The organism is Microbacterium murale (genome assembly GCF_030815955.1).
In the GTDB taxonomy this organism is placed as follows: domain Bacteria; phylum Actinomycetota; class Actinomycetes; order Actinomycetales; family Microbacteriaceae; genus Microbacterium; species Microbacterium murale_A.
The window spans coordinates 893,527-911,238 of sequence record NZ_JAUSXK010000001.1; the positions used below are offsets into that span (position 1 = coordinate 893,527).

Below are 17,712 nucleotides of genomic sequence, written 5' to 3' on the forward strand. Positions count from 1 at the left end.
GCGTCGAGGACATCACGCCCAAGTGACCTCGGCGACGGCGAGGACGATGTCCTCGCCGTCCAGCGCGGTGACCTTCGTGACAGCGCCCTCGGTGCGCCCGGCGAAACGAAGGGGACGGTCGACCAGCACGGGCGCTATCGCTCGCACGTCCAGCGCACGGGCGAGACGGCCGGGCGAATGCCGCCGTGCGGCATCCATCAGCAGGATGCGCGTGAGCGGACCGTGCACGAGCAAGCCCTCCAGGCCCTCCACATCACGCGCCCATGCGCGGTCGTAGTGGATGAGGTGCGTGTTGAACGTCAACGCGGAGAAGCGGAAGAGCTGTCGCGCGTCGAGCGCGACCTCGTCGATCCACTCGGCGGATGCCGCGGCATCCGGATCGTTCTTCGGCGGCCTCACCGGTGCATCAGGGTCGGCGTTCTCGAGGAAGACGTCGTGCCACACGCTGCGGATCGCGACCTCGTCGTCGACCCGGTACTCGCGTTCGATGTCGACGAACGAGAGTCGTCCGCTCGATCCGGTCTTCTCCACCACGCTGCCCAGGCTCGTGAACTGCGTCACGTCGTCGCCGAGGGCGATGGGCCGGAGGAACTCGGTCGTCTCCCCCGCGTACATGCGACGCGGCAGATCGATCTCGGGCACCACTCCGTCACGCGCCGGCGTCCCGTCCGGGCGCAGATCGGCGAGTGCAGCGGCGAACGGGAAGTACACGCCCTCCCATGCGGGCGGAAGTGCGGAACCGGCTTCCCGCTGTCCTTCGTCCGCGGCGAACGTGCCGCGATACGCCTCGGCCTTCTCGACCGAGATGCACTCGGCGCGGACGACACTCACGGCAGCACTCCCGCCGCCCGAAGCTCGGCGATGCGCGCCGCGTCGTATCCGGCGAGATCCGACAGCACCTGATCGGCGTGCTCGGCGAAGCGATTGGCGGTTCGCGCCGGAGTCGCCGGAGTCGCGGAGAGTTTGATGGGCTGGCCGAACATCCGCAGCGTCCCGAGGCCGCCGTAGTCGGCCTCGACGATCATGTCCCGCTCTGCGGTGCCCGGATCGTCGACGACCTCGCCGATCGTCTTGATCGCCGTCAGCGGCACGACATCGCCTGCCATCTCCTCCAGCTCGGACTTCGTGTGCCCGGCGAGCCAGTCGACCACGATCGGCTTGACCTTGCGCTCGTAGACCTCGGGATCCAGACGTTTGCGCATCGTGTCGATCTCCGGGTCGGACTTGACCTCCGGGGTGCCGAACAGATCGCAGGCCGCGTTCCAGAGTTTGTCGGTGTACGCACCGAAGAACACCTGTCCGTCCGCGCAGTCGAACAGCTCGTACGGCTTGACCCAGGAATGCTGGTTGCCGGCAGGCTGCGCCACCTTGCCGTCGACCGTGTAGTCGACCACCGCGGTCTCGGTGAGCGCCATGATGCTGTCGACCTGGGCGACGTCGACGAGCTGCCCCTCCCCCGTCGCCTCGGCATGGCGAAGCGCGGCAAGCGTGCCGATGACGGCGAACAGTGTTGCGGAGAGATCGCCTATCGTCACGCCGACGCGCACCGGCGGCTGCCCTGGATACCCGCTCATCGACCAGAGCCCGCCGGCCGCCTGCGCGGTGTTGTCGAAGGCAGGACGGCGACTGCGCGAGCCCGTCTGGCCGTAGCCGGAGATCGCGGTGTAGACGAGCTTCGGGTTGATCTCGTGCAGCACGTCGTAGCCGACACCGAGCTTGGCCATGGTGCCTGGGCGGAAGTTCTCGACGAGCACGTCGGCGTTTCGCACCAGGTCCTTCAGGACCTCCTTGCCCTCGTCGCTCGCGAGGTCGAGGCCGACGCCGAGCTTGCCGCGGTTGTACTGGGCGTAGTACGCGCTGAACTCCTCATCGCCGTCGGTCAGGTACGGCGGGAATCCGCGCGACACATCGGGATCGCGCGGATTCTCGATCTTGATGACCGTGGCACCGAGGTCTGCGAGCATCTGTGCGGCATAGGGACCTGCCAGCACACGCGAGAGATCCAGCACCGTGACGCCGTTGAGCGAACCGGGAGCGGGGAGTGTGGTGTCGATCATGCGTGCGTCGCCTCCTGAGTGCGATTGTCGTTGCCTGCTCCGGCGGCGACGAGTGCGGCGGCGACGTTCGACGGCGCCTTGACGCCGCGCAAGCGAGACAGCCAGAGCGTCGTCGCGGCGAGAGCCGCGAGGTCGAGGCCGGTGTCGATGCCGAGGCCATGCAGCATCCACACGAGATCCTCTGTCGCGAGGTTACCGGTCGCGCCCTTCGCATATGGGCATCGGCCGAGACCCCCCACCGATGAGTCGAACTCGGCGATGCCGAGGCGAAGAGCCGCGAGCACGTTCGCCAGCGACTGCCCGTAGGTGTCGTGCAGGTGCAGCGCGACGTTTCCGACCGGCACGCCGGCAGCCAGGGTCTCCTCCACGACGCGGGTCGTGAGACCTGGAGTCGCGACGCCGATCGTGTCGCCGAGAGCGACCGTGCGGGATCCGGCCTGATGCAGCGCCGATGCGGTTTCGACGACGACGGACGTGTCGACCTGTCCCTCCCACGGGTCGCCGAACGCCATCGACACATACCCGCGCACGGGGATGCCGTCGGCGGTCGCAGCCGCGATCACTTCGATCGCCCGATCGATCGCACCTGCGCGAGTGTTGTTGAGATTGGCCTTGGCGAACGACTCGGTGGCGCTGACGACGACGGCCACTTCGCGGATGCCGGAGTCGATCGCCCGCTGCAGGCCCTTCAGATTCGGCACGAGAGCGACCGCGCGGGCTCCGGACGGAATGTCGACGGACGCCACGACCTCTGCCGCATCGGCGAGCTGCGGAATCCAGGCCGGCGGCACGAAGCTCGTGATCTCGAGGTTGCGGGTTCCCGCCGCGAACAGGCGACGGCACAGTTCAGCCTTGACCGCTGCGGGGATGATGTCGGCCTCGGCCTGCAGACCGTCGCGGGGCCCCACCTCGTACACGGTGACGCGCTGGGGCAAGCCGGGCTCCGATTGCACACGCGGTGCCCCGGTGACGGTCATCGTGCGGCTCGCAGTTCGGTCAGCACCTCGCGTGCATACTCGACCCGGATGCGGCGATCGGCCACGATGCGCGCGGCGACGGCGCCGATCTCATCGACCTCGGCGCCGGCGCTCGCGGCGATCGTGCGCGCGTGCAGCGTCATGTGCCCTCGTTGGATGCCCTCCGCGGCGAGAGCACGGCACGCCGCGAGGTTCTGGGCGAGGCCGACCGCGGCGATCACGCTCGCCAGCTCCCTGGCGGTTCCCACGCCGAGCATCTTCACCGCGGCCTGCGCGGTCGGGTGCGCGCGCGTGGCGCCACCGACGAGGCCGACCGCGAGCGGCACCTCGAGGGTGCCGACGAGGTTGCCGTCGGCGTCCTTCTCGAACTGCGACAGCGCCGAGTACTGCCCGGACCGCGCCGCATGCGAGTGGCATCCGGATTCGACGGCTCTGGTGTCGTTGCCAGTGGCCAGTACGACGGCGGTGATGCCGTTCATGATGCCCTTGTTGTGGGTCGCCGCACGATACGGGTCTGCCTCGGCGAACGCGCTCGCCGCGACGATGTCATCGACGACCTGCGGGCCACCCAGAAGCTCGGCGTCGAACACGGCACGCGCGCGCGTGACGCGCAGCTCGGCCTTGTTCGTGAGGATGCGCAGCAGGGTGCGGCTGCCGGCGATCTCCGCGATGCGAGGAGCGATCGCCTCGGCCATGGTGTTGACGGCGTTGGCCCCCATCGCGTCGCGGACATCGACGTGCAGGTGCAGGATGACCTGGATGCCGACACGGGTGGGCAGCACGCGGACGGAGATGTCGAACGCTCCCCCGCCGAGGGAGACGAGCACCGGGTCCTGCTCGTTGGCGAGCGCGAGCAGCTCATCCTTCGCCTCGAGCAGGGCGAAGCGTGCGCCGTGCGGATCGACGGAGTCGAGCACCTGGATCTGCGCGATCATGACGTCGCCCATGTACGAAGTGGTGAAGCCGCCGTGCCCTCGCGCGATGCGTGCCGCGTTCGAGGCGGCCGCGACAACGCTGGGTTCCTCCGTGGCCATCGGGATGAGCCGGTCCTGGCCGTCGATGGTGAAGTTCGTCGCGACGCCGACCGGGATCGAGAGCAGTCCCACGACGTTCTCGATCATGTGGTCGGCCTGGGCGACAGTCAGTCCGTCCTCGGGGCGGAGCGCATCGAGATCGGACGGTTCGATGCCCGCCCCCTCGGCGACGAGGACGAGTCGCTCAGCGGGGGCGTGATCTCGCAGTCCTGCGATGCGGCTGTTGATCGGCACGTGGTTCTCCTCGGTCAGTCTCTGCGGGCCCGCAGATTCGCCGGTCGCATCGATGTCAGACTACGAACGCCGCCACCGGGGTTGTATGTGCACGTCGTCCACCACTGACGGAGATCTCTGTATGGTCGGCCCACTCGCTTCTGTCCGGCTCCGGAGTCGACCAGATCATCTCGTCATCGAGAGGGCGAGTTCCACGATCGTCCGCACCGGCACCCCTGTACCGCCGACGACGGTATGGCCGTACGGGGAATCGGAGTTGTAAGCGGGCCCGGCGATGTCGAGGTGTGCCCATTCGACGCCATCCCTCACGAATTCGCGCAGGAATGCCGCGGCGGCCAGCATCCCTCCCGCCGGAGCACCGGCGTTCTTGAGATCAGCCGTGTGCGAATCGAAGTACCCGATCATCTCTTCGGGGATCGGCATCGCCCACATCGGTTCTCCGGCGGATTCGGCCGCTGTCGTGACCCGCTCCCTTGCCGACTGCGTGCCCATGACACCGGACGTGCGGCGCCCGAGAGCCGCGACCTGCGCACCGGTGAGCGTGGCGATGTCCACGAGGAGGTCAGGGTCTTCTTCCTGGGCTGCGACGAGCGCGTCCGCGAGCACGAGACGGCCCTCGGCGTCCGTGTTCGTCACTTCGACGGTCTTGCCACCGTGGATGCGCAGTACATCCGCGGGGCGGACGGCCGATCCCGATGGCATGTTCTCGGCGAGCGCGAGCCACGCCGTGACGCGGAGTGGAAGCCTGAGCCGAGCGATCGCGAACAGGGACTGGACCGCGGCCGCTGCGCCGGCCATGTCCGACTTCATGTTCTCCATCCTCGCGGCGGGCTTGAGCGAGATCCCGCCGGAATCGAAGGTGATGCCCTTGCCGACCAGGGAGAGGAGAGGCGCGGACGCGGCCGGCCCGTACGAGACCTTGACGAGGCGCGGGCCGCGCGCCGATCCTCGTCCGACGCCGAGCAGTCCGCCGAAGCCGCGCTCCTCCAGTTCCGCTTCATCGATGACCTCGACGTTGACCCTGTCCTTCAGGTCATCGACGAGCGCCTGACTGACGACGGCATCTGCGAAGGACTCCGGGAAGAGGTCCGACGGCGGTCGATTGACGAGGTCGCGCGTGGCGGCGACCGCCGCGGCGATGACTGCGGCCCTCTCGAGAGCCGGTCGGACGGCTTCGGCAGCGGAGATGGCGAGCGTGGCCGGAATCGTCCTGCCTGACGCATCGGATTGATAGGCGGTGTACCGATAGGCACCGAGCAGGGCTCCGGTCGCCACCGTCTCGGCGTCCTCGGCGTCACCAACCGGAAAGGCGAGAGCCACGGAGTCGACAGCGTTGAGGGAGCGAAGCGCCGATCCGGCTGCACGGCGCAGAAGATTGCGGAAGTCAGCACCCTGACTCGCCCCACCGGTGTCGCCGAGTCCGACGAAGAGCACTGAGGTCGCCGAGACTCCGGGTGGAGCGGGGATGCGGGCGGTGGCCTCCCGCTTCGCCCTGTGCCCGACCGCCAGCGCAGCCTCCCGCAGCGAGCGTTGCGCGGCCTCCGCGAGCAACGGCGCGCGCACCTCGATCGAGTCCGCACGATTCTCGAGCGCGACGACGAGGACATCGACCACGAGTTCTGCGGGATCCCCGGGTTCGAGAAGGATTCGAGGCAGCGTCGTGGTCATGATGCGTCGGATGCGTCGAGGTACGGCGCGTGAGCGACCAGTCCGAGAATCGCGCCGTACTGCACGCCGACGACGTCTTTGACGGGAATCCCCTGTGCCTGCTCGTCTATCAGCCGCTGCTCCAGCCACCCGCTCCATTCGCGCTCGAGTTCCCGCGCGGCGTGCCTCACGAGCAGTCCGGCGGATCCTGCCGTGACCTCCGCCTTCAATGCGCGGCGCAGAGCACCCCCGAACCGCAACCGGTACATCCAGACGACCGACATGGGACGCTCCGCGACCGAGGCGGTGCGCTGATTCTCCTTCATGGCGGATCGCGCGATCATCAGCTCGCCCGCCCTCGTCATGCCGGGGACGAAGACCCTGGCGCTGCGCAGGAACGGCGAGTTCAACGTCAGGTGCGGCTCGACTTCGGCCAGAAGTGCGCTCAACCGTGTTCCCGTCTCCCTCAGTGCCTCTCCCGCCTCCTGGAGCAGCGCGGCATAGCTCGACGTCGACGGGCTCGTGTCGTCGGCTCCGAAGGTGCGCCAGATCGGCAGTTCGGCGATCAGGGAGACGGTGCCGTGCTTTCGGGCGTAACTCGTGGACGACTGACCTGCGGCGCCGGTGGGGACCGGATCCAGTCCGTTCGCCTCACGCCACTCGTACACGTCCTGAGACGTGCCCGACTCGAAGATCGCCGGAGCCAGCTCAGTGAAGTGCGCGGCTTCCGGCTCGCCCCTGTGCAGCGGGATGCCGAGTTCAGCGGGCAGACGATGCAGCAGGGGCACGAGTTCGCTGATCGGCTCCGAGACATAGAAGTATGCGCCGCCGCTCTCTGAGTTGTGGAGCGGTACGTAGAAGTCGGGGCGGATCTCGTCGATCACGCGCTGCAGCGCCTGGGTCTCAGGGAGCATCGCGTCGAAGTACTTCGACTTGTAGTTGATCGGGAATGTCCATTCCACCTGCTCGTCACCGGGCGGACGGTAGAAGTGCCGGAAGTACGTCTCACTGTCGGAGGGGTTGTCGAACCACCCCTCGTTGAGCCGCATGCCGTCAGGATCCACGCACGGGATGAAGTGCCAGACGGTGTCCAGTCGCTCTCGCAACGAGGCGTCGCCGAGCAGATCGCGCAGCAGCAGGATGATCGTGTGAGAGCCGATCGGCTCATTCGGATGCACTCCGCCCACCACGAGGCAGCGCTTCGAAGGCGCATCCAGGGGTCCGGCTTCGTCGGCGCTGCGCAGAGCGACCGTGTACATCGTGATCGGTTCCCCAAGGCGTGACGTCCCGATCCGCTCCGCCGATACCAGCCCGGGGAACTCTCGCGCGATCTCCTCGATCTGCTCGAGAAGCTCGTCCACGCCGGGGTAGCCCGCGAAGTCCGGAAGTGCCGCCGCCCTTTCCACGATCTCGTCGTCCGTCACGAGCTGCAGGCTCTTGATTCTGGTCATACCCTTACTCGTTCTTCCCTTCGCTTGCGCTGCTGATCGGGGTCCGGCACCGGAGCGGCGTCCAGGAGGCGCCTGGTGTAGTCCTCCTGCGGATGCAGAAGGATCTGATGGCGCGTGCCCTGCTCGACGATGCGCGCATTGCTCATGACCACGATCCGGTCCGCGAGGCTGTCGACCACCGCGAGGTCGTGGCTGATGAACAGACACGCGAACTGCAGTTCCTTCTGCAGCGTCCGGAAGAGGTCGAGCACTGTGGCCTGAACCGAGACGTCCAGCGCGGACGTCGGCTCGTCCGCGATCAGCAGGACGGGATCGAGGGCGAGAGCTCGAGCGATCGCCACCCGTTGCCGCTGCCCGCCGGAGAGCTCGTGAGCGTACCGCGTCGCCCACGAACGGGAGAGGCCGACAGCATCCAGCAGATCATCGGTCCGCTTCTTGAGCGCATTCCCCCTCATGCCGCGATGGACGCGGAGGGGCTCGCCGATCGACTCGCCCATCGTCCACCTCGGATCCAGGGCGCCCATCGGATTCTGGAAGACGACACCGATCCTCTTCTTCAGGTCGATCCGCTGCCTCCGGCCGGCGTTCACCGCGTCGACTCCGTCGACGACGATCGTCCCGCTCTTCACCGGTGCGAGCCCGGTGATGGCCTTGCCGATGGTCGACTTGCCCGAACCGGATTCACCGACGAGGGCCACGACCTCGCCTCGGGCGACGGTGAGGCTCGCACCGGACACCGCCGTCACGGACTGGAACCGCTGCCTGTACTCGACCGTGAGGTCATCGAGGGCGAGGACGGCGTCCGTTCCGGCCGCTGATGCACGGTCGGCCACGTCGAGTCTGGGCACGGACTGCAGCAGCTTCCTGGTGTAGGCGGCCTCCGGTTCGGCGAACAGGCGCTCGACTCGCTGAGTCTCCTCTATCTGACCGTTCCTCATCACCACGACACGATCGGCCACGTCGGCGACGACGCCCATATCGTGCGTGATGACGAGTACGGCTGTGCCCGCCTTCTGACGCACACGCGTCAGAAGATCGAGGATCTCCCTTTGCACCGTCACGTCGAGGGCGGTCGTCGGCTCGTCGGCGATGAGTATCTCCGGGTCGCAGGCGAGCGCCATGGCGATCACGACGCGCTGCGCCTGGCCGCCGGACAGCTGATGCGGATACGAGCGGACGCGCTTGTGCGGTTCACGCAGCTCGACAGCGGTGAGCAGCTCGATCGTCCTTCGCCTGCGCTCCTGGGCATTCAGCTCCGGGAAGTGCCTGCGCAGGACTTCTCTGATCTGGAATCCGATCGTGAACACCGGGTCGAGCGCACCGAACGGATCCTGGAAGATCATCGCGATGCGTCTGCCCCTGATGCCTTCCAGCCCCTTCCCGTCCGGCGTCAGCAGTTCGTCGCCGGCGAGCCGGATGCTGCCGGTGACGTGCGCGTTGCCCGGCAGCAGGCCCAGAACGCTCATCGCGGTGACGGACTTGCCCGAACCGGACTCGCCGACGACGGCGACGATCTCGCTCTCGAAGATCTCGAACGAGATGCCGTTGACAGCGCGGACCGTGTCTCTCCCCGCCGAGAGCGGAAGTCGACCGACAGTTCATCGACGGCGAGCAGAGGCACGGCGCTCATGGGTTCTCCTCCGGGTCGGCGCGTCTGATCGCGGCCTGCATCTCCTCGGGGAGATCCTGCGGCGGTGGCGCATCCTCCTCCTGATCGCGGTACATGTGCCATTGCTTCAGCACGTTGCGGTGATGCTGATCGACCCACGCCATGTAGCGATTGCCGTTGCGAAGACGCCGAGCCGGCGCCGGTTCGGAGCCCGCCGGAGTCGAGCGGGCCGCGCGCAGAACCTCCTCCATGCGTTGCAGACCGAGCTTCTCGCGACTGAGGAACGCACCCCAGACGTCGTCCTCTGCGCGGAAGTGGATGACCCGGCTGTTGGGTTTGGAGACCTTGGTGATGTAGCCGGAGCCGAGGAGCGCGCGCGTCGCTGTCGAGATCGTCCCCGGACTCGTGTCCAGCAGGCGCCCGAGATCCACCGACGACAGATACGGCTCATCCGTGATGATGAGCAGTGCCAGGACTCGTCCTGTCATCCGCTTGCCCCGCATCAGCTCCCATGCGTCGGTGAACCGATCGATGAAGGTGCGGATCTCGTCGCTCAGTTCATTCATCTCCATGGGGCTGCACTCCTCATGCGTTCTTCCACGGGAACCGTGGATCGTCGTCGGATGCGGACGCCGTCCGCGTCCTCAAAGGCTAGATGCTCGTACCCGGCGGGGACGTCGACACTCATGAGCGCCCCCGGGGATCGAGTGCGTCGCGAAGCGCGTCGCCGAGCATGATGAGGCTGATCACGGTGATCGTGAGGAAGATGCTGGGGAACACGACCGTGTTCGGGGCGAGTTGGAAGTACGACTGCGCCGTCGAGAGCTGGACGCCCCAGGAGATCGTGGGAGGGACGAGGCCGACACCGAGGAAGGTCAGTGTGGCCTCCGCTCCGATCACGCCGCCCACCATCGTGGCGGCGATCGCCAGCGTCGGCGCCAGCGAGTTGGGCAGTACATGACTGAGCACCACCCTGATCTGCGAGAAGCCCATGGCGTGCGCGGCCTGCACGAACTCGCGCTCGCGCACCTCCTTGACGGAGCTCCGGATGAGCCGGGCGAAGGTGGGCCACGAGAAGAACGCCAGCACCGCGGACAGCAGCAGCGGCGACCGGTCGGGGGCGGTGTTGAGCACGATGATGGCCCCGAGCAGGAAGGGGAATCCGAGCACGATGTCCGCACTGCGCGCGATCACGGCATCGACCCATCTCCCGAGGTATCCGGCCAGTGTTCCCAGTGCGATGGCGATGACCAGGCACATCGCGGTCGTCGCCAGCCCGATGAACAGCGAAGTGCGCGTCCCGAACAGGACGTTCGCCAGCACATCGCATCCCTGCACATCGGTGCCGAAGGGATGGCCTGGTCCCGGCGGGCGGTTCGAATCCAGCAGATCGCACGCGCGAGGGTCGCTCTCGCCGAAGAAGCCGGAGATCACACCGGGAACGGCGGCGATGAGCGTCAGGATGGCCAGCAAGACGACGCTCACCCAGAACTGGATGCGGCCGCGCAGCGTCGCCCAGAGGCCTTGCGTGGTCGCTCGATCGAGATTGCCGTCGATGGCGACCGTGGCGGGCTCAGTCATTTCGGATCCTCGGGTCGAGAACGGAGGAGAGCACGTCAACGAGCACGTTGGTGACGAGGAAGATGAACACCAGCGTGGTGGCCACGCCGACGACCAGCGTCCCCTGCTGATCCTGGATGGCCTTGTACAGCAGCTGCCCCACGCCGTTGATGTTGAAGATCGCCTCGATCACCACCGTCCCGCCGAGCAGTCCGCCGAGCTGAATGGCAAGGACGTTCACGACGGGCGCCGCAGCATTGCGCATCACGTGGACTCCGACGATGTTGCGGCGGGACATGCCCTTCGCCTTCAGCGTGCGGACGAAATCCGACTGCATGGTGTCGACCACGCTTCCGCGCATGAGCCTGGACACCCCGGCCAGGCCGTATATCGCGATGATCAGCGCGGGGAGGATGTAGGCGCGAGGCCATCCGTCCGCGACGCCGGCGATCGGTGTCCACCCGAGTTTGATCCCGAAGATGTACTGCGCTGTGATGCCCATCACGAAGATGGGCACCGACTCCGCGACGATCGTCCCGAGCAGCACCGTCCTGTCGACCGCCGACCCCTGTCGAAGACCTGCCGCCAGCCCCAGCACGATGCTGATGAGCACCGTCAACGACCACGCCGTGAGTGCCAGCGTGATCGTCGTGGGCCAGCGGCTGGCCATCTGCTCGCTCACGGACTGACCGGTGAACGTCGTTCCGAGGTCGCCGCGAGCGAGCCCGCCGAGGTAGTTGAGGTACTGCTGCCAGAGCGGCAGATCCAATCCGTACTGCGATCGCAGTTGCTGCTGCACCGATTCGGGCAGCGGCCTCTCCCCGCCCAACGCGGCGATCGGGTCTCCGGGGAGCACGAACACCGCGCAGTAGATGACGAACGTGACACCGAAGAAGACGATGACGAGTTCGAGGAGTCGGCGAGAGATGAATCTGATCATGGTGTGCAGTCGGTACCGCTCAGTCCTCGGCGAGGACGACTTGGGTGAGTATCGGCTCGCCCACGGCGGAAGCCGTCAGCCCTGCGATCCGGTCGGATGTGACGTAGCTGTACGACTCCTCGAACAGAGGGATGATCGGGAACTGCTCCGCGATCAACTCCTGTGCCTTCGCATACGCCGTCCCGTCCTCGGTGCCGGTGGCATCGGCCTCGTTCAGCGCCGCATCGACGTCTGGATTCGGCTCGCCACCGCAGTTGTTGCAGTTCGGCGCCGCGGAGAACATCGCTCTCAACGTCGACTGCTGGCTGGGGTAAAGAGCGCCCCAGCGGGAGAAGAACGGGCCGTCGAGCACCTGGTTGTTGCGATCCTGACCGAACTCCGCCCACCCGACCGACGGCTTGGCGATGGCGTCGATGCCCAGGTTCTGGCGCAGTGAGTTCGCCATGGCGTTGTAGAGGTCGTCGTGTCCTGCCCCGCCGGGGAAGTGCAGCGTGAGCTGGCCCTCGAATCCGCCTGCCTCTTCAAGCAGCGCCGCGGCGGCCTCGGGGTCGTACTCGCAGAACTCCCCGCAGATGCCATCGGGGTTACCTGGCATGATCGACGGCGTCCACGCCGTGGCCGGCGCGTTCAGATCGCCGAAGAGAGCGTCGTTGATCGCCTCCCGATCTATGGCCATCGAGATCGCCTGACGGACGCGGATGTCGTCGAATCGCGCATCCCAGTACGGGATGCCCAGGTAGCTGATGCCCGGCGCCGCGAAACTGTAGATGTTCTCCTCGTCGAAATCGTCGGTCACCTGTCTCATGCGCGTGGCCGGCAGCCACGTGATGTCGACGTTCCCGGCGAGTGCATCCGTGTACGCGGTGAGTCGATCCGTGTAGGGAACCCACGTGATCTTGTCGACCGTCGGCTCGTCGCCCGCATAGTCCGCGTAGCGCTCGGCGACGATGGGCTCGCCCTCCGTCCACGCCGCGCTCAGCATGAGCGGGCCGTTGCCGATCGGCTGTTCGCCATATGCCTCCAGGTCGTCGAAGGCGCTCTGCGGCATCGGGTAGAAAGCGGTCTGCGCCTGCGAGAGCTCGATCGGGAACTGGCTGTCGGCTCGTTCGAGAGTGACCGTGAAAGTGAGATCGTCGACGACTGCCAGACCGGAGAGCTCGTCTGTCGTCGGCTCGCCCTCGGTGGGATTCAGATCGGCGTATCCCTCGATCACGGAGAGCTGTCCGGAGTTCTCGAACGCATTCGGCCCGTACGCGACCGTGTTCCAGGTGTCCACGTAGTCCTGAGCCGTCACGGGCGTGCCGTCGTGGAAGGTCCAACCATCACGAAGCGTGATCGTCCAATCGATCTGATCGTCGCTCTCGACCGATTCGGCGGCCAAGTAGCTGAGTTCGCCGTCGCCATCCAAGAAAGTGAGCGGGCTGAAGATCGACAGGGTCAGACCGAACGCGTTGCTCTGACGCCCTGGTGTGAGGTTCGGAACCGGATCGGTGGATCCGACCACGAGCTCGGCCGGCGCTCCCCCGCCTTCCTCAGGTTCTGGGCTGCTGCATCCGGTAAGGACGAGCGTGACCAGCACGGATGCAGCAAGTGCGCCTTTCAACAGACCTCGCATGAAGTCCTCCTCGAGCGTGTGGGTGGGAGTGCGGTTGAGCTATGGTTGCTTAACTTTTAATAAATTCTAAAAACTGTAATGCGTTCGTAACGAAGTCCGGCCAGGATCGATCACTGAAGGAGGAGCCGATGACCGTGCACGAATCCGAGCTCACTTGGCTGAGCACCCGCGAGCTTGCCGCGCGCATCGCGACCGGTGAACTTTCCGCGCGAGAGGCGTTGACAGACCAGCTGGCGCGCATCGATTCCGTCAACCCGGCGCTGAATGCGATCGTCACGAGAGATGACGAGCGCGCATACGACCGCGCGAAGCTCGCCGACGAGGGATACGCGCGCGGCGAGCCGCTGGGACTGCTTCACGGTGTACCGCTGACGCACAAGGAGTCGACCGACACGGCAGGGCTGCGGACGACTCGCGGTTCACCGCTTCTCGCGGACAACGTGCCGACGCAGGATGCGCTGATCATCGCGCGCCTGCACGCGGCGGGGGTCATCATGAGCGGCAAGTCGAATGTCCCCGAGTTCACCGCCGGATCGCACACGTTCAATCCCCTGTTCGGCACGACGGTGAATCCCTACGACACGACGAAGTCCGCAGCCGGCTCGTCGGGCGGCGCCGCGGCCGCGATCGCCGCAGGCATCCAGGCGTCAGGAGACGGATCCGACATGGGCGGATCGCTGCGTACTCCCGGCTCGTTCAACAACATCGTCGGGATGCGTCCTTCGAATGGCCGCATCCCGCATGCCCTGCCCGCCGACCCGTGGAAGTGGCTTGCGCAACCGGGCTTCATGGCACGCACGGCGAGCGACGTCGCGCTCCTCATGGCGGCGGCCTCCGGGCCGGCTTCCGGCGCACCCCAGTCCATCAGTGAGCCCGGATCGGTCTTCATCCGCTCGGAGTTCTCCGCACCGGACGACCATGAACCCGGTTCCGCGCTCGCCTCGCTGCGCATCGGCTTCTCCACGGACCTGAACGGGCTGATCCCCGTCGAGTCCGTGGTCGCCGATGTCGTCGGCGCTGCCGCGGATGTGTTCGCCGCCGCCGGGTCCGAGATCGACGACGCACTCCCGGATCTGCGCGACGCGGATGAGGTCTTCCGCGTCGTCCGCGCTCTCGATTTCGTGAGCGACTACCGCGCCATCGTCCGCAGCCACCGCGCGCAGGTGAAGGACACCGTCGTCTGGAACACGGAGCTGGGCCTGGCCCTCACTGTGGACGAGATCGTATCCGCTGAAGCGGCGCGCGTCCGCCTGCAAGGCGCGATCGAGTCGTTCTTCGCTCATCACGATCTGCTCGTGCTGACGGCGAGCCAAGTGGCGCCGTTCGATGCGCGCATCGAGTACCCGCGAGACATCGATGACACACCTATGCGTGACTACCTCGACTGGATGCGTGCCGCGACGATCATCTCCGCGACGGGTTGCCCCGCCATCTCGGTGCCGGGCGGCTTCACGCCGGAAGGACTGCCCGTCGGCATCCAGCTCGTCGCGGCGCCGGGCAAGGACGTCGATCTTCTGCTCGCCGCGCAGGGATTCGAGGAGCTGACCGGTCACCATGGGCGGCATCCCGAGATCGTGGCGTGAGCACCGCACGGGCTGACTATGGGTGAATAGTTCATCGACCTGGCGCTTATGTGTGCGCCTGACCCATTCTCCGCGCGAGGCATGCGGACCTAGAGTCACAGGACCCGACGATGTGACCCCACCGAGGAGACCCGATGCCCTACACCGATGCCACCGGAGTCCGACTGTACTACGAGGTGTTCGGAGCCGAGACGGACCCACTGCTCGTGCTGGTCTCGGGCGGCGGAGCGCAACTGCTGAGCTGGGATGAGGAGTTCATCGCGCATCTGACGGCTGGAGGACTGCGGGTCGTGCGCTTCGACAACCGCGACATCGGATTCTCCGAGCGCTTCGGCGGCGAGGACGACGTCGACGGCGGTTACGAGCTGGCCGACATGGGCGACGACATCGTGCGCATCCTCGATCACCTCGACGTGGACTCGGCGCACATCGCCGGTCACTCGATGGGCGGGATGATGGCGCAGATGGTGGCGATCCAGCATCCGGAGCGCGTCCGAAGCCTCGGCCTGCTCTCCACGATCCCCGGCCGGAGCCCGCGATACGTCCTTCACGGCGAACGTCCGGAGCTGCTGCAGCCGCCCGTGCGCGTGACAAGAGAGCAGGCGGTGGCCTTCGCCGAACAAGCGGTGTCGTCCGCGCCGCCCTCGCGCTACGACCCCCAGGTGGCGTGGCACATCGCGAAGGCGGGCGAGGCCTACGACCGCGGCTATGCGCCGGAGGGTTTCTCGAGGCAATGGGCTGCGCTGCGCCGCGCGCCGGAGCGACTCGAGGACCTGCGAGGAGTGACCGCGCCGACTCTGGTGTTCCATGGTCGGGAGGACGATGTGCTGAGCTGGCTCTCGGCGGTCGACATCGCCGAGGCGATCGCAGGCTCCGAGTTGCAGGTGCAGCCCGACATGGGCCACCTCATCCCCCACGAGCTGTGGCCGGATCTTGCGCACGCCCTGCTGCGCACGGCCCATCGAGCGGAAGAACGCCGCGCCGAAGAACGCCGCTGAGCCAGGATGCCCACGTTGCTCGGCAGACCTGGGATGCTCGACACTGAAGTGGTGCGCCGAGCGGCGCCGCCCAGCGAGGAAGGAGTCCGGATGAGTGAGGATTCCAACGCGATCGCCGCTCTGCTCGATGCCGCGTTCGACCCCGATCTGGTCGGCCCCACCGCCGTCAGCGACGCGCTGCACGTGATCGGGGCAACCGGCGCCGATGCATCCGACCTGGCGGAGCGCGTCGGCCGGTCGCAGCGCGAGCTTTCGCGCCTGCGTCGCAGGGAGCACGAACTGTCGGCGCTCTTCTCCAGTGCCCGCGAGCTCGCCGAGCTGCGCGACAGCGACGCCGTGCTCGCCCGTCTCGTGCAACGGGCGCACGAGATGATGGGCGTCGATCTCGCGTACCTGTCCGAGTTCGACCCCGAGACGCGCGAACTGCGGGTCAGGGAGACGAGCGGATCCGTGAGTGCCTCGTTCCAGTCCCTGCGGGTCCCGCCCGGACGGGGACTCGCGAGCGTCGTGGTCGAATCGCGCACGGCGCAGTGGGTGTCCGACTACTCGGCATACGCCGCGGAACGGCACGATTCCGGCATCGACGACGCTGTGTCCTCCGAAGGGCTCGTGGCGCTGCTCGGAGTGCCCATGCTCACGAGCGACGACGTGCTCGGCGTCCTCTTCGTCGCGAACCGCGCCGCCACGCACTTCAGCCAGGAGGAAGTCGCTCTGCTGTCCGCAGTCGCGGACCACGCCTCGATCATCCTGCAGACCACCCAGACCCTCCGCAGCCTGCAGGAGTCTGAGGACGCCAGCCGCCGCACCCTGGAGAGCCTCACTGCGCACCTCGTCGAACGCGACCGGGCCAACACCGTGCACCAGGAACTCGTCCAGGCGGTGCTCGCGGGCGGCGGGTTCGCGCCCGTCGCCGAGACCCTGGCGTCTGCTCTCGGGCGAGCCGTCGCGATCCTCGACGCGCAGGAGCACGTGATCGCGGCTGCCGGACTCCCGCTCGCCCCGAGGATGCTGGCTCCCGATGACGCGACACGTGAGGCGATCGCGGAGAGCCGGCGTTCAGGGCACTGCGTCGCAGTCGCCGGACCCGGCGTCAGGGCAGTGGCCGCGCTCACCGCGGGAACCCGGCATTTCGGGGCGCTGCTGCTCGGCGACGGAGACTTCGAACTCGGCGCCGTCGACTTCCGCACCGTCGAACGCGCAGCTCAGGTCGGTGCTCTGCTCGAGTTGCAGCAGGAGGCGGCATCGGGTGCAGATCATCGGGTGCGCAGCGAGCTCATCGCGGACATCCTCGACGACGTGCCGGAGCGGCGTCCTGACGTCGAGCGCCGCGCCCGAAGACTGGGCGTCGATCTGCGCGACCTGGACTCGCTGTTGCTGCTCTCCGTCCCCGGAGATCAGCAGACTGCCGCCGCGCGGGCTCTGGGCCGCCAGCTCGATGATCGGGCACTGGTCGGCGAGTACCGCGGTTTCGTCGTGGCCGCGCACTCCTCCGCGCGCGATGACGCGTTCGACCCGGAGCGCCTCCGGGCGCAGGTGGCCTCGGCTATCGAGCATCCCGTCGCAGCGGTCGTACCCCGCAGATCACCCGACGCCCTCACAGCGGCGTTCGAATCGGCGATGCGCACTGCACGCCTGCTGACCGCGCTGGAGATCACCGGCATCACCGCCGATGTGGACGACTTCCTTCCCTACTCGGCGATCCTCGACACCGACTCGCTGGCGCTCAGCGCGTTCCTGCGCGACACCATCGGCGCCGTGCGGGACTATGACGCGGAGCGAGGCGCAGACCTGCTCGGCACGCTGCGTGCGTTCATGCGCAACAACGCCAGCCCGACGCGCACCGCCAGAGCATTGAACTTCCACACGAACACGATCCTGCAGCGCCTCGACCGACTCGATCACATCCTCGGCTCATCGTGGCGGGATGACGAGCGGATGTTCCGACTCGGCATCGCCGTGCGTCTGGATGAGCTGCGCGAGCGGCTGCAGTCCCGACGCGGATAGCAG

Annotated in this window: 14 protein-coding genes; 3 read left to right on the plus strand and 11 right to left on the minus strand. The window is 67.2% G+C overall.

Translation table 11 applies throughout. From position 1 onward, the window contains the following. Window positions 1-12: 12 nt before the first annotated feature. From QFZ46_RS04425 to QFZ46_RS04475, 11 genes are all read right to left on the minus strand, one after another. Entirely contained in the window at window positions 13-831 is an 819-nt protein-coding gene (locus QFZ46_RS04425; RefSeq protein WP_307358697.1) for an FAS1-like dehydratase domain-containing protein, read from the minus strand. Beyond that, window positions 828-2,057, minus strand: a complete 1,230-nt coding sequence (locus tag QFZ46_RS04430) for a CaiB/BaiF CoA transferase family protein (RefSeq protein WP_307358699.1) — start codon at window positions 2,055-2,057, stop codon at window positions 828-830. Before QFZ46_RS04430 ends, QFZ46_RS04425 begins: the two co-directional genes overlap by 4 nt. Further along, the gene (locus QFZ46_RS04435) at window positions 2,054-3,034 is read right to left on the minus strand and encodes a hydroxymethylglutaryl-CoA lyase (protein ID WP_307358703.1); all 981 of its coding nucleotides are present in this window, start codon (window positions 3,032-3,034) and stop codon (window positions 2,054-2,056) included. Before QFZ46_RS04435 ends, QFZ46_RS04430 begins: the two co-directional genes overlap by 4 nt. Beyond that, entirely contained in the window at window positions 3,031-4,302 is a 1,272-nt protein-coding gene (locus QFZ46_RS04440) for a hydroxymethylglutaryl-CoA reductase, degradative (protein ID WP_307358705.1), read from the minus strand. Before QFZ46_RS04440 ends, QFZ46_RS04435 begins: the two co-directional genes overlap by 4 nt. 165 nt (window positions 4,303-4,467) lie before the next feature. Continuing rightward, window positions 4,468-5,970, minus strand: coding sequence for a leucyl aminopeptidase (locus QFZ46_RS04445; RefSeq protein ID WP_307358706.1), 1,503 nt, complete (start codon window positions 5,968-5,970; stop codon window positions 4,468-4,470). Next, the gene (locus QFZ46_RS04450; protein WP_307358708.1) at window positions 5,967-7,400 is read right to left on the minus strand and encodes a M14 family zinc carboxypeptidase; all 1,434 of its coding nucleotides are present in this window, start codon (window positions 7,398-7,400) and stop codon (window positions 5,967-5,969) included. Before QFZ46_RS04450 ends, QFZ46_RS04445 begins: the two co-directional genes overlap by 4 nt. Continuing rightward, window positions 7,397-8,941 (minus strand): dipeptide ABC transporter ATP-binding protein, encoded by a 1,545-nt coding sequence (locus tag QFZ46_RS04455; RefSeq protein ID WP_307364496.1) that lies wholly within the window; start codon window positions 8,939-8,941, stop codon window positions 7,397-7,399. Before QFZ46_RS04455 ends, QFZ46_RS04450 begins: the two co-directional genes overlap by 4 nt. 85 nt (window positions 8,942-9,026) lie before the next feature. After that, window positions 9,027-9,581: a GbsR/MarR family transcriptional regulator gene (locus QFZ46_RS04460; RefSeq protein ID WP_307358712.1), complete on the minus strand. Its 555-nt coding sequence runs from the start codon at window positions 9,579-9,581 to the stop codon at window positions 9,027-9,029. Between the two features lie 112 nt (window positions 9,582-9,693). Continuing rightward, entirely contained in the window at window positions 9,694-10,590 is an 897-nt protein-coding gene (locus QFZ46_RS04465; protein WP_307358714.1) for an ABC transporter permease, read from the minus strand. Then, window positions 10,583-11,509, minus strand: coding sequence for an ABC transporter permease (locus QFZ46_RS04470; protein WP_307358716.1), 927 nt, complete (start codon window positions 11,507-11,509; stop codon window positions 10,583-10,585). Before QFZ46_RS04470 ends, QFZ46_RS04465 begins: the two co-directional genes overlap by 8 nt. Window positions 11,510-11,528: 19 nt before the next feature. Further along, entirely contained in the window at window positions 11,529-13,124 is a 1,596-nt protein-coding gene (locus QFZ46_RS04475; RefSeq protein WP_307358718.1) for a peptide ABC transporter substrate-binding protein, read from the minus strand. A 128-nt stretch (window positions 13,125-13,252) separates the two neighbouring features. Here QFZ46_RS04475 and QFZ46_RS04480 point away from each other — a divergent pair, with 128 nt between their 5' ends. From QFZ46_RS04480 to QFZ46_RS04490, 3 genes are all read left to right on the plus strand, one after another. Next, window positions 13,253-14,707 carry an amidase gene (locus QFZ46_RS04480; RefSeq protein WP_307358721.1) on the plus strand — a complete coding sequence of 485 codons (1,455 nt, stop codon included), beginning with the start codon at window positions 13,253-13,255 and terminating at the stop codon, window positions 14,705-14,707. A gap of 134 nt (window positions 14,708-14,841) precedes the next feature. Beyond that, window positions 14,842-15,705, plus strand: coding sequence for an alpha/beta fold hydrolase (locus QFZ46_RS04485; RefSeq protein ID WP_307358723.1), 864 nt, complete (start codon window positions 14,842-14,844; stop codon window positions 15,703-15,705). 90 nt (window positions 15,706-15,795) lie between these two features. Beyond that, window positions 15,796-17,709 carry a GAF domain-containing protein gene (locus QFZ46_RS04490; protein WP_307358725.1) on the plus strand — a complete coding sequence of 638 codons (1,914 nt, stop codon included), beginning with the start codon at window positions 15,796-15,798 and terminating at the stop codon, window positions 17,707-17,709. Window positions 17,710-17,712: the final 3 nt, after the last annotated feature.

What these genes read in the sequence shown, in the direction of transcription:
- QFZ46_RS04430 (WP_307358699.1), bottom strand. Translation starts at nt 2,057, where the DNA reads ATGATCGACACCACACTCCCCGCTCCCGGTTCGCTCAACGGCGTCACG.
- QFZ46_RS04435 (WP_307358703.1), bottom strand. Translation starts at nt 3,034, where the DNA reads ATGACCGTCACCGGGGCACCGCGTGTGCAATCGGAGCCCGGCTTGCCC.
- QFZ46_RS04445 (WP_307358706.1), bottom strand. Translation starts at nt 5,970, where the DNA reads ATGACCACGACGCTGCCTCGAATCCTTCTCGAACCCGGGGATCCCGCA.
- QFZ46_RS04450 (WP_307358708.1), bottom strand. Translation starts at nt 7,400, where the DNA reads ATGACCAGAATCAAGAGCCTGCAGCTCGTGACGGACGACGAGATCGTG.
- QFZ46_RS04460 (WP_307358712.1), bottom strand. Translation starts at nt 9,581, where the DNA reads ATGGAGATGAATGAACTGAGCGACGAGATCCGCACCTTCATCGATCGG.
- QFZ46_RS04465 (WP_307358714.1), bottom strand. Translation starts at nt 10,590, where the DNA reads ATGACTGAGCCCGCCACGGTCGCCATCGACGGCAATCTCGATCGAGCG.
- QFZ46_RS04470 (WP_307358716.1), bottom strand. Translation starts at nt 11,509, where the DNA reads ATGATCAGATTCATCTCTCGCCGACTCCTCGAACTCGTCATCGTCTTC.
- QFZ46_RS04475 (WP_307358718.1), bottom strand. Translation starts at nt 13,124, where the DNA reads ATGCGAGGTCTGTTGAAAGGCGCACTTGCTGCATCCGTGCTGGTCACG.
- QFZ46_RS04480 (WP_307358721.1), top strand. Translation starts at nt 13,253, where the DNA reads ATGACCGTGCACGAATCCGAGCTCACTTGGCTGAGCACCCGCGAGCTT.
- QFZ46_RS04485 (WP_307358723.1), top strand. Translation starts at nt 14,842, where the DNA reads ATGCCCTACACCGATGCCACCGGAGTCCGACTGTACTACGAGGTGTTC.
- QFZ46_RS04490 (WP_307358725.1), top strand. Translation starts at nt 15,796, where the DNA reads ATGAGTGAGGATTCCAACGCGATCGCCGCTCTGCTCGATGCCGCGTTC.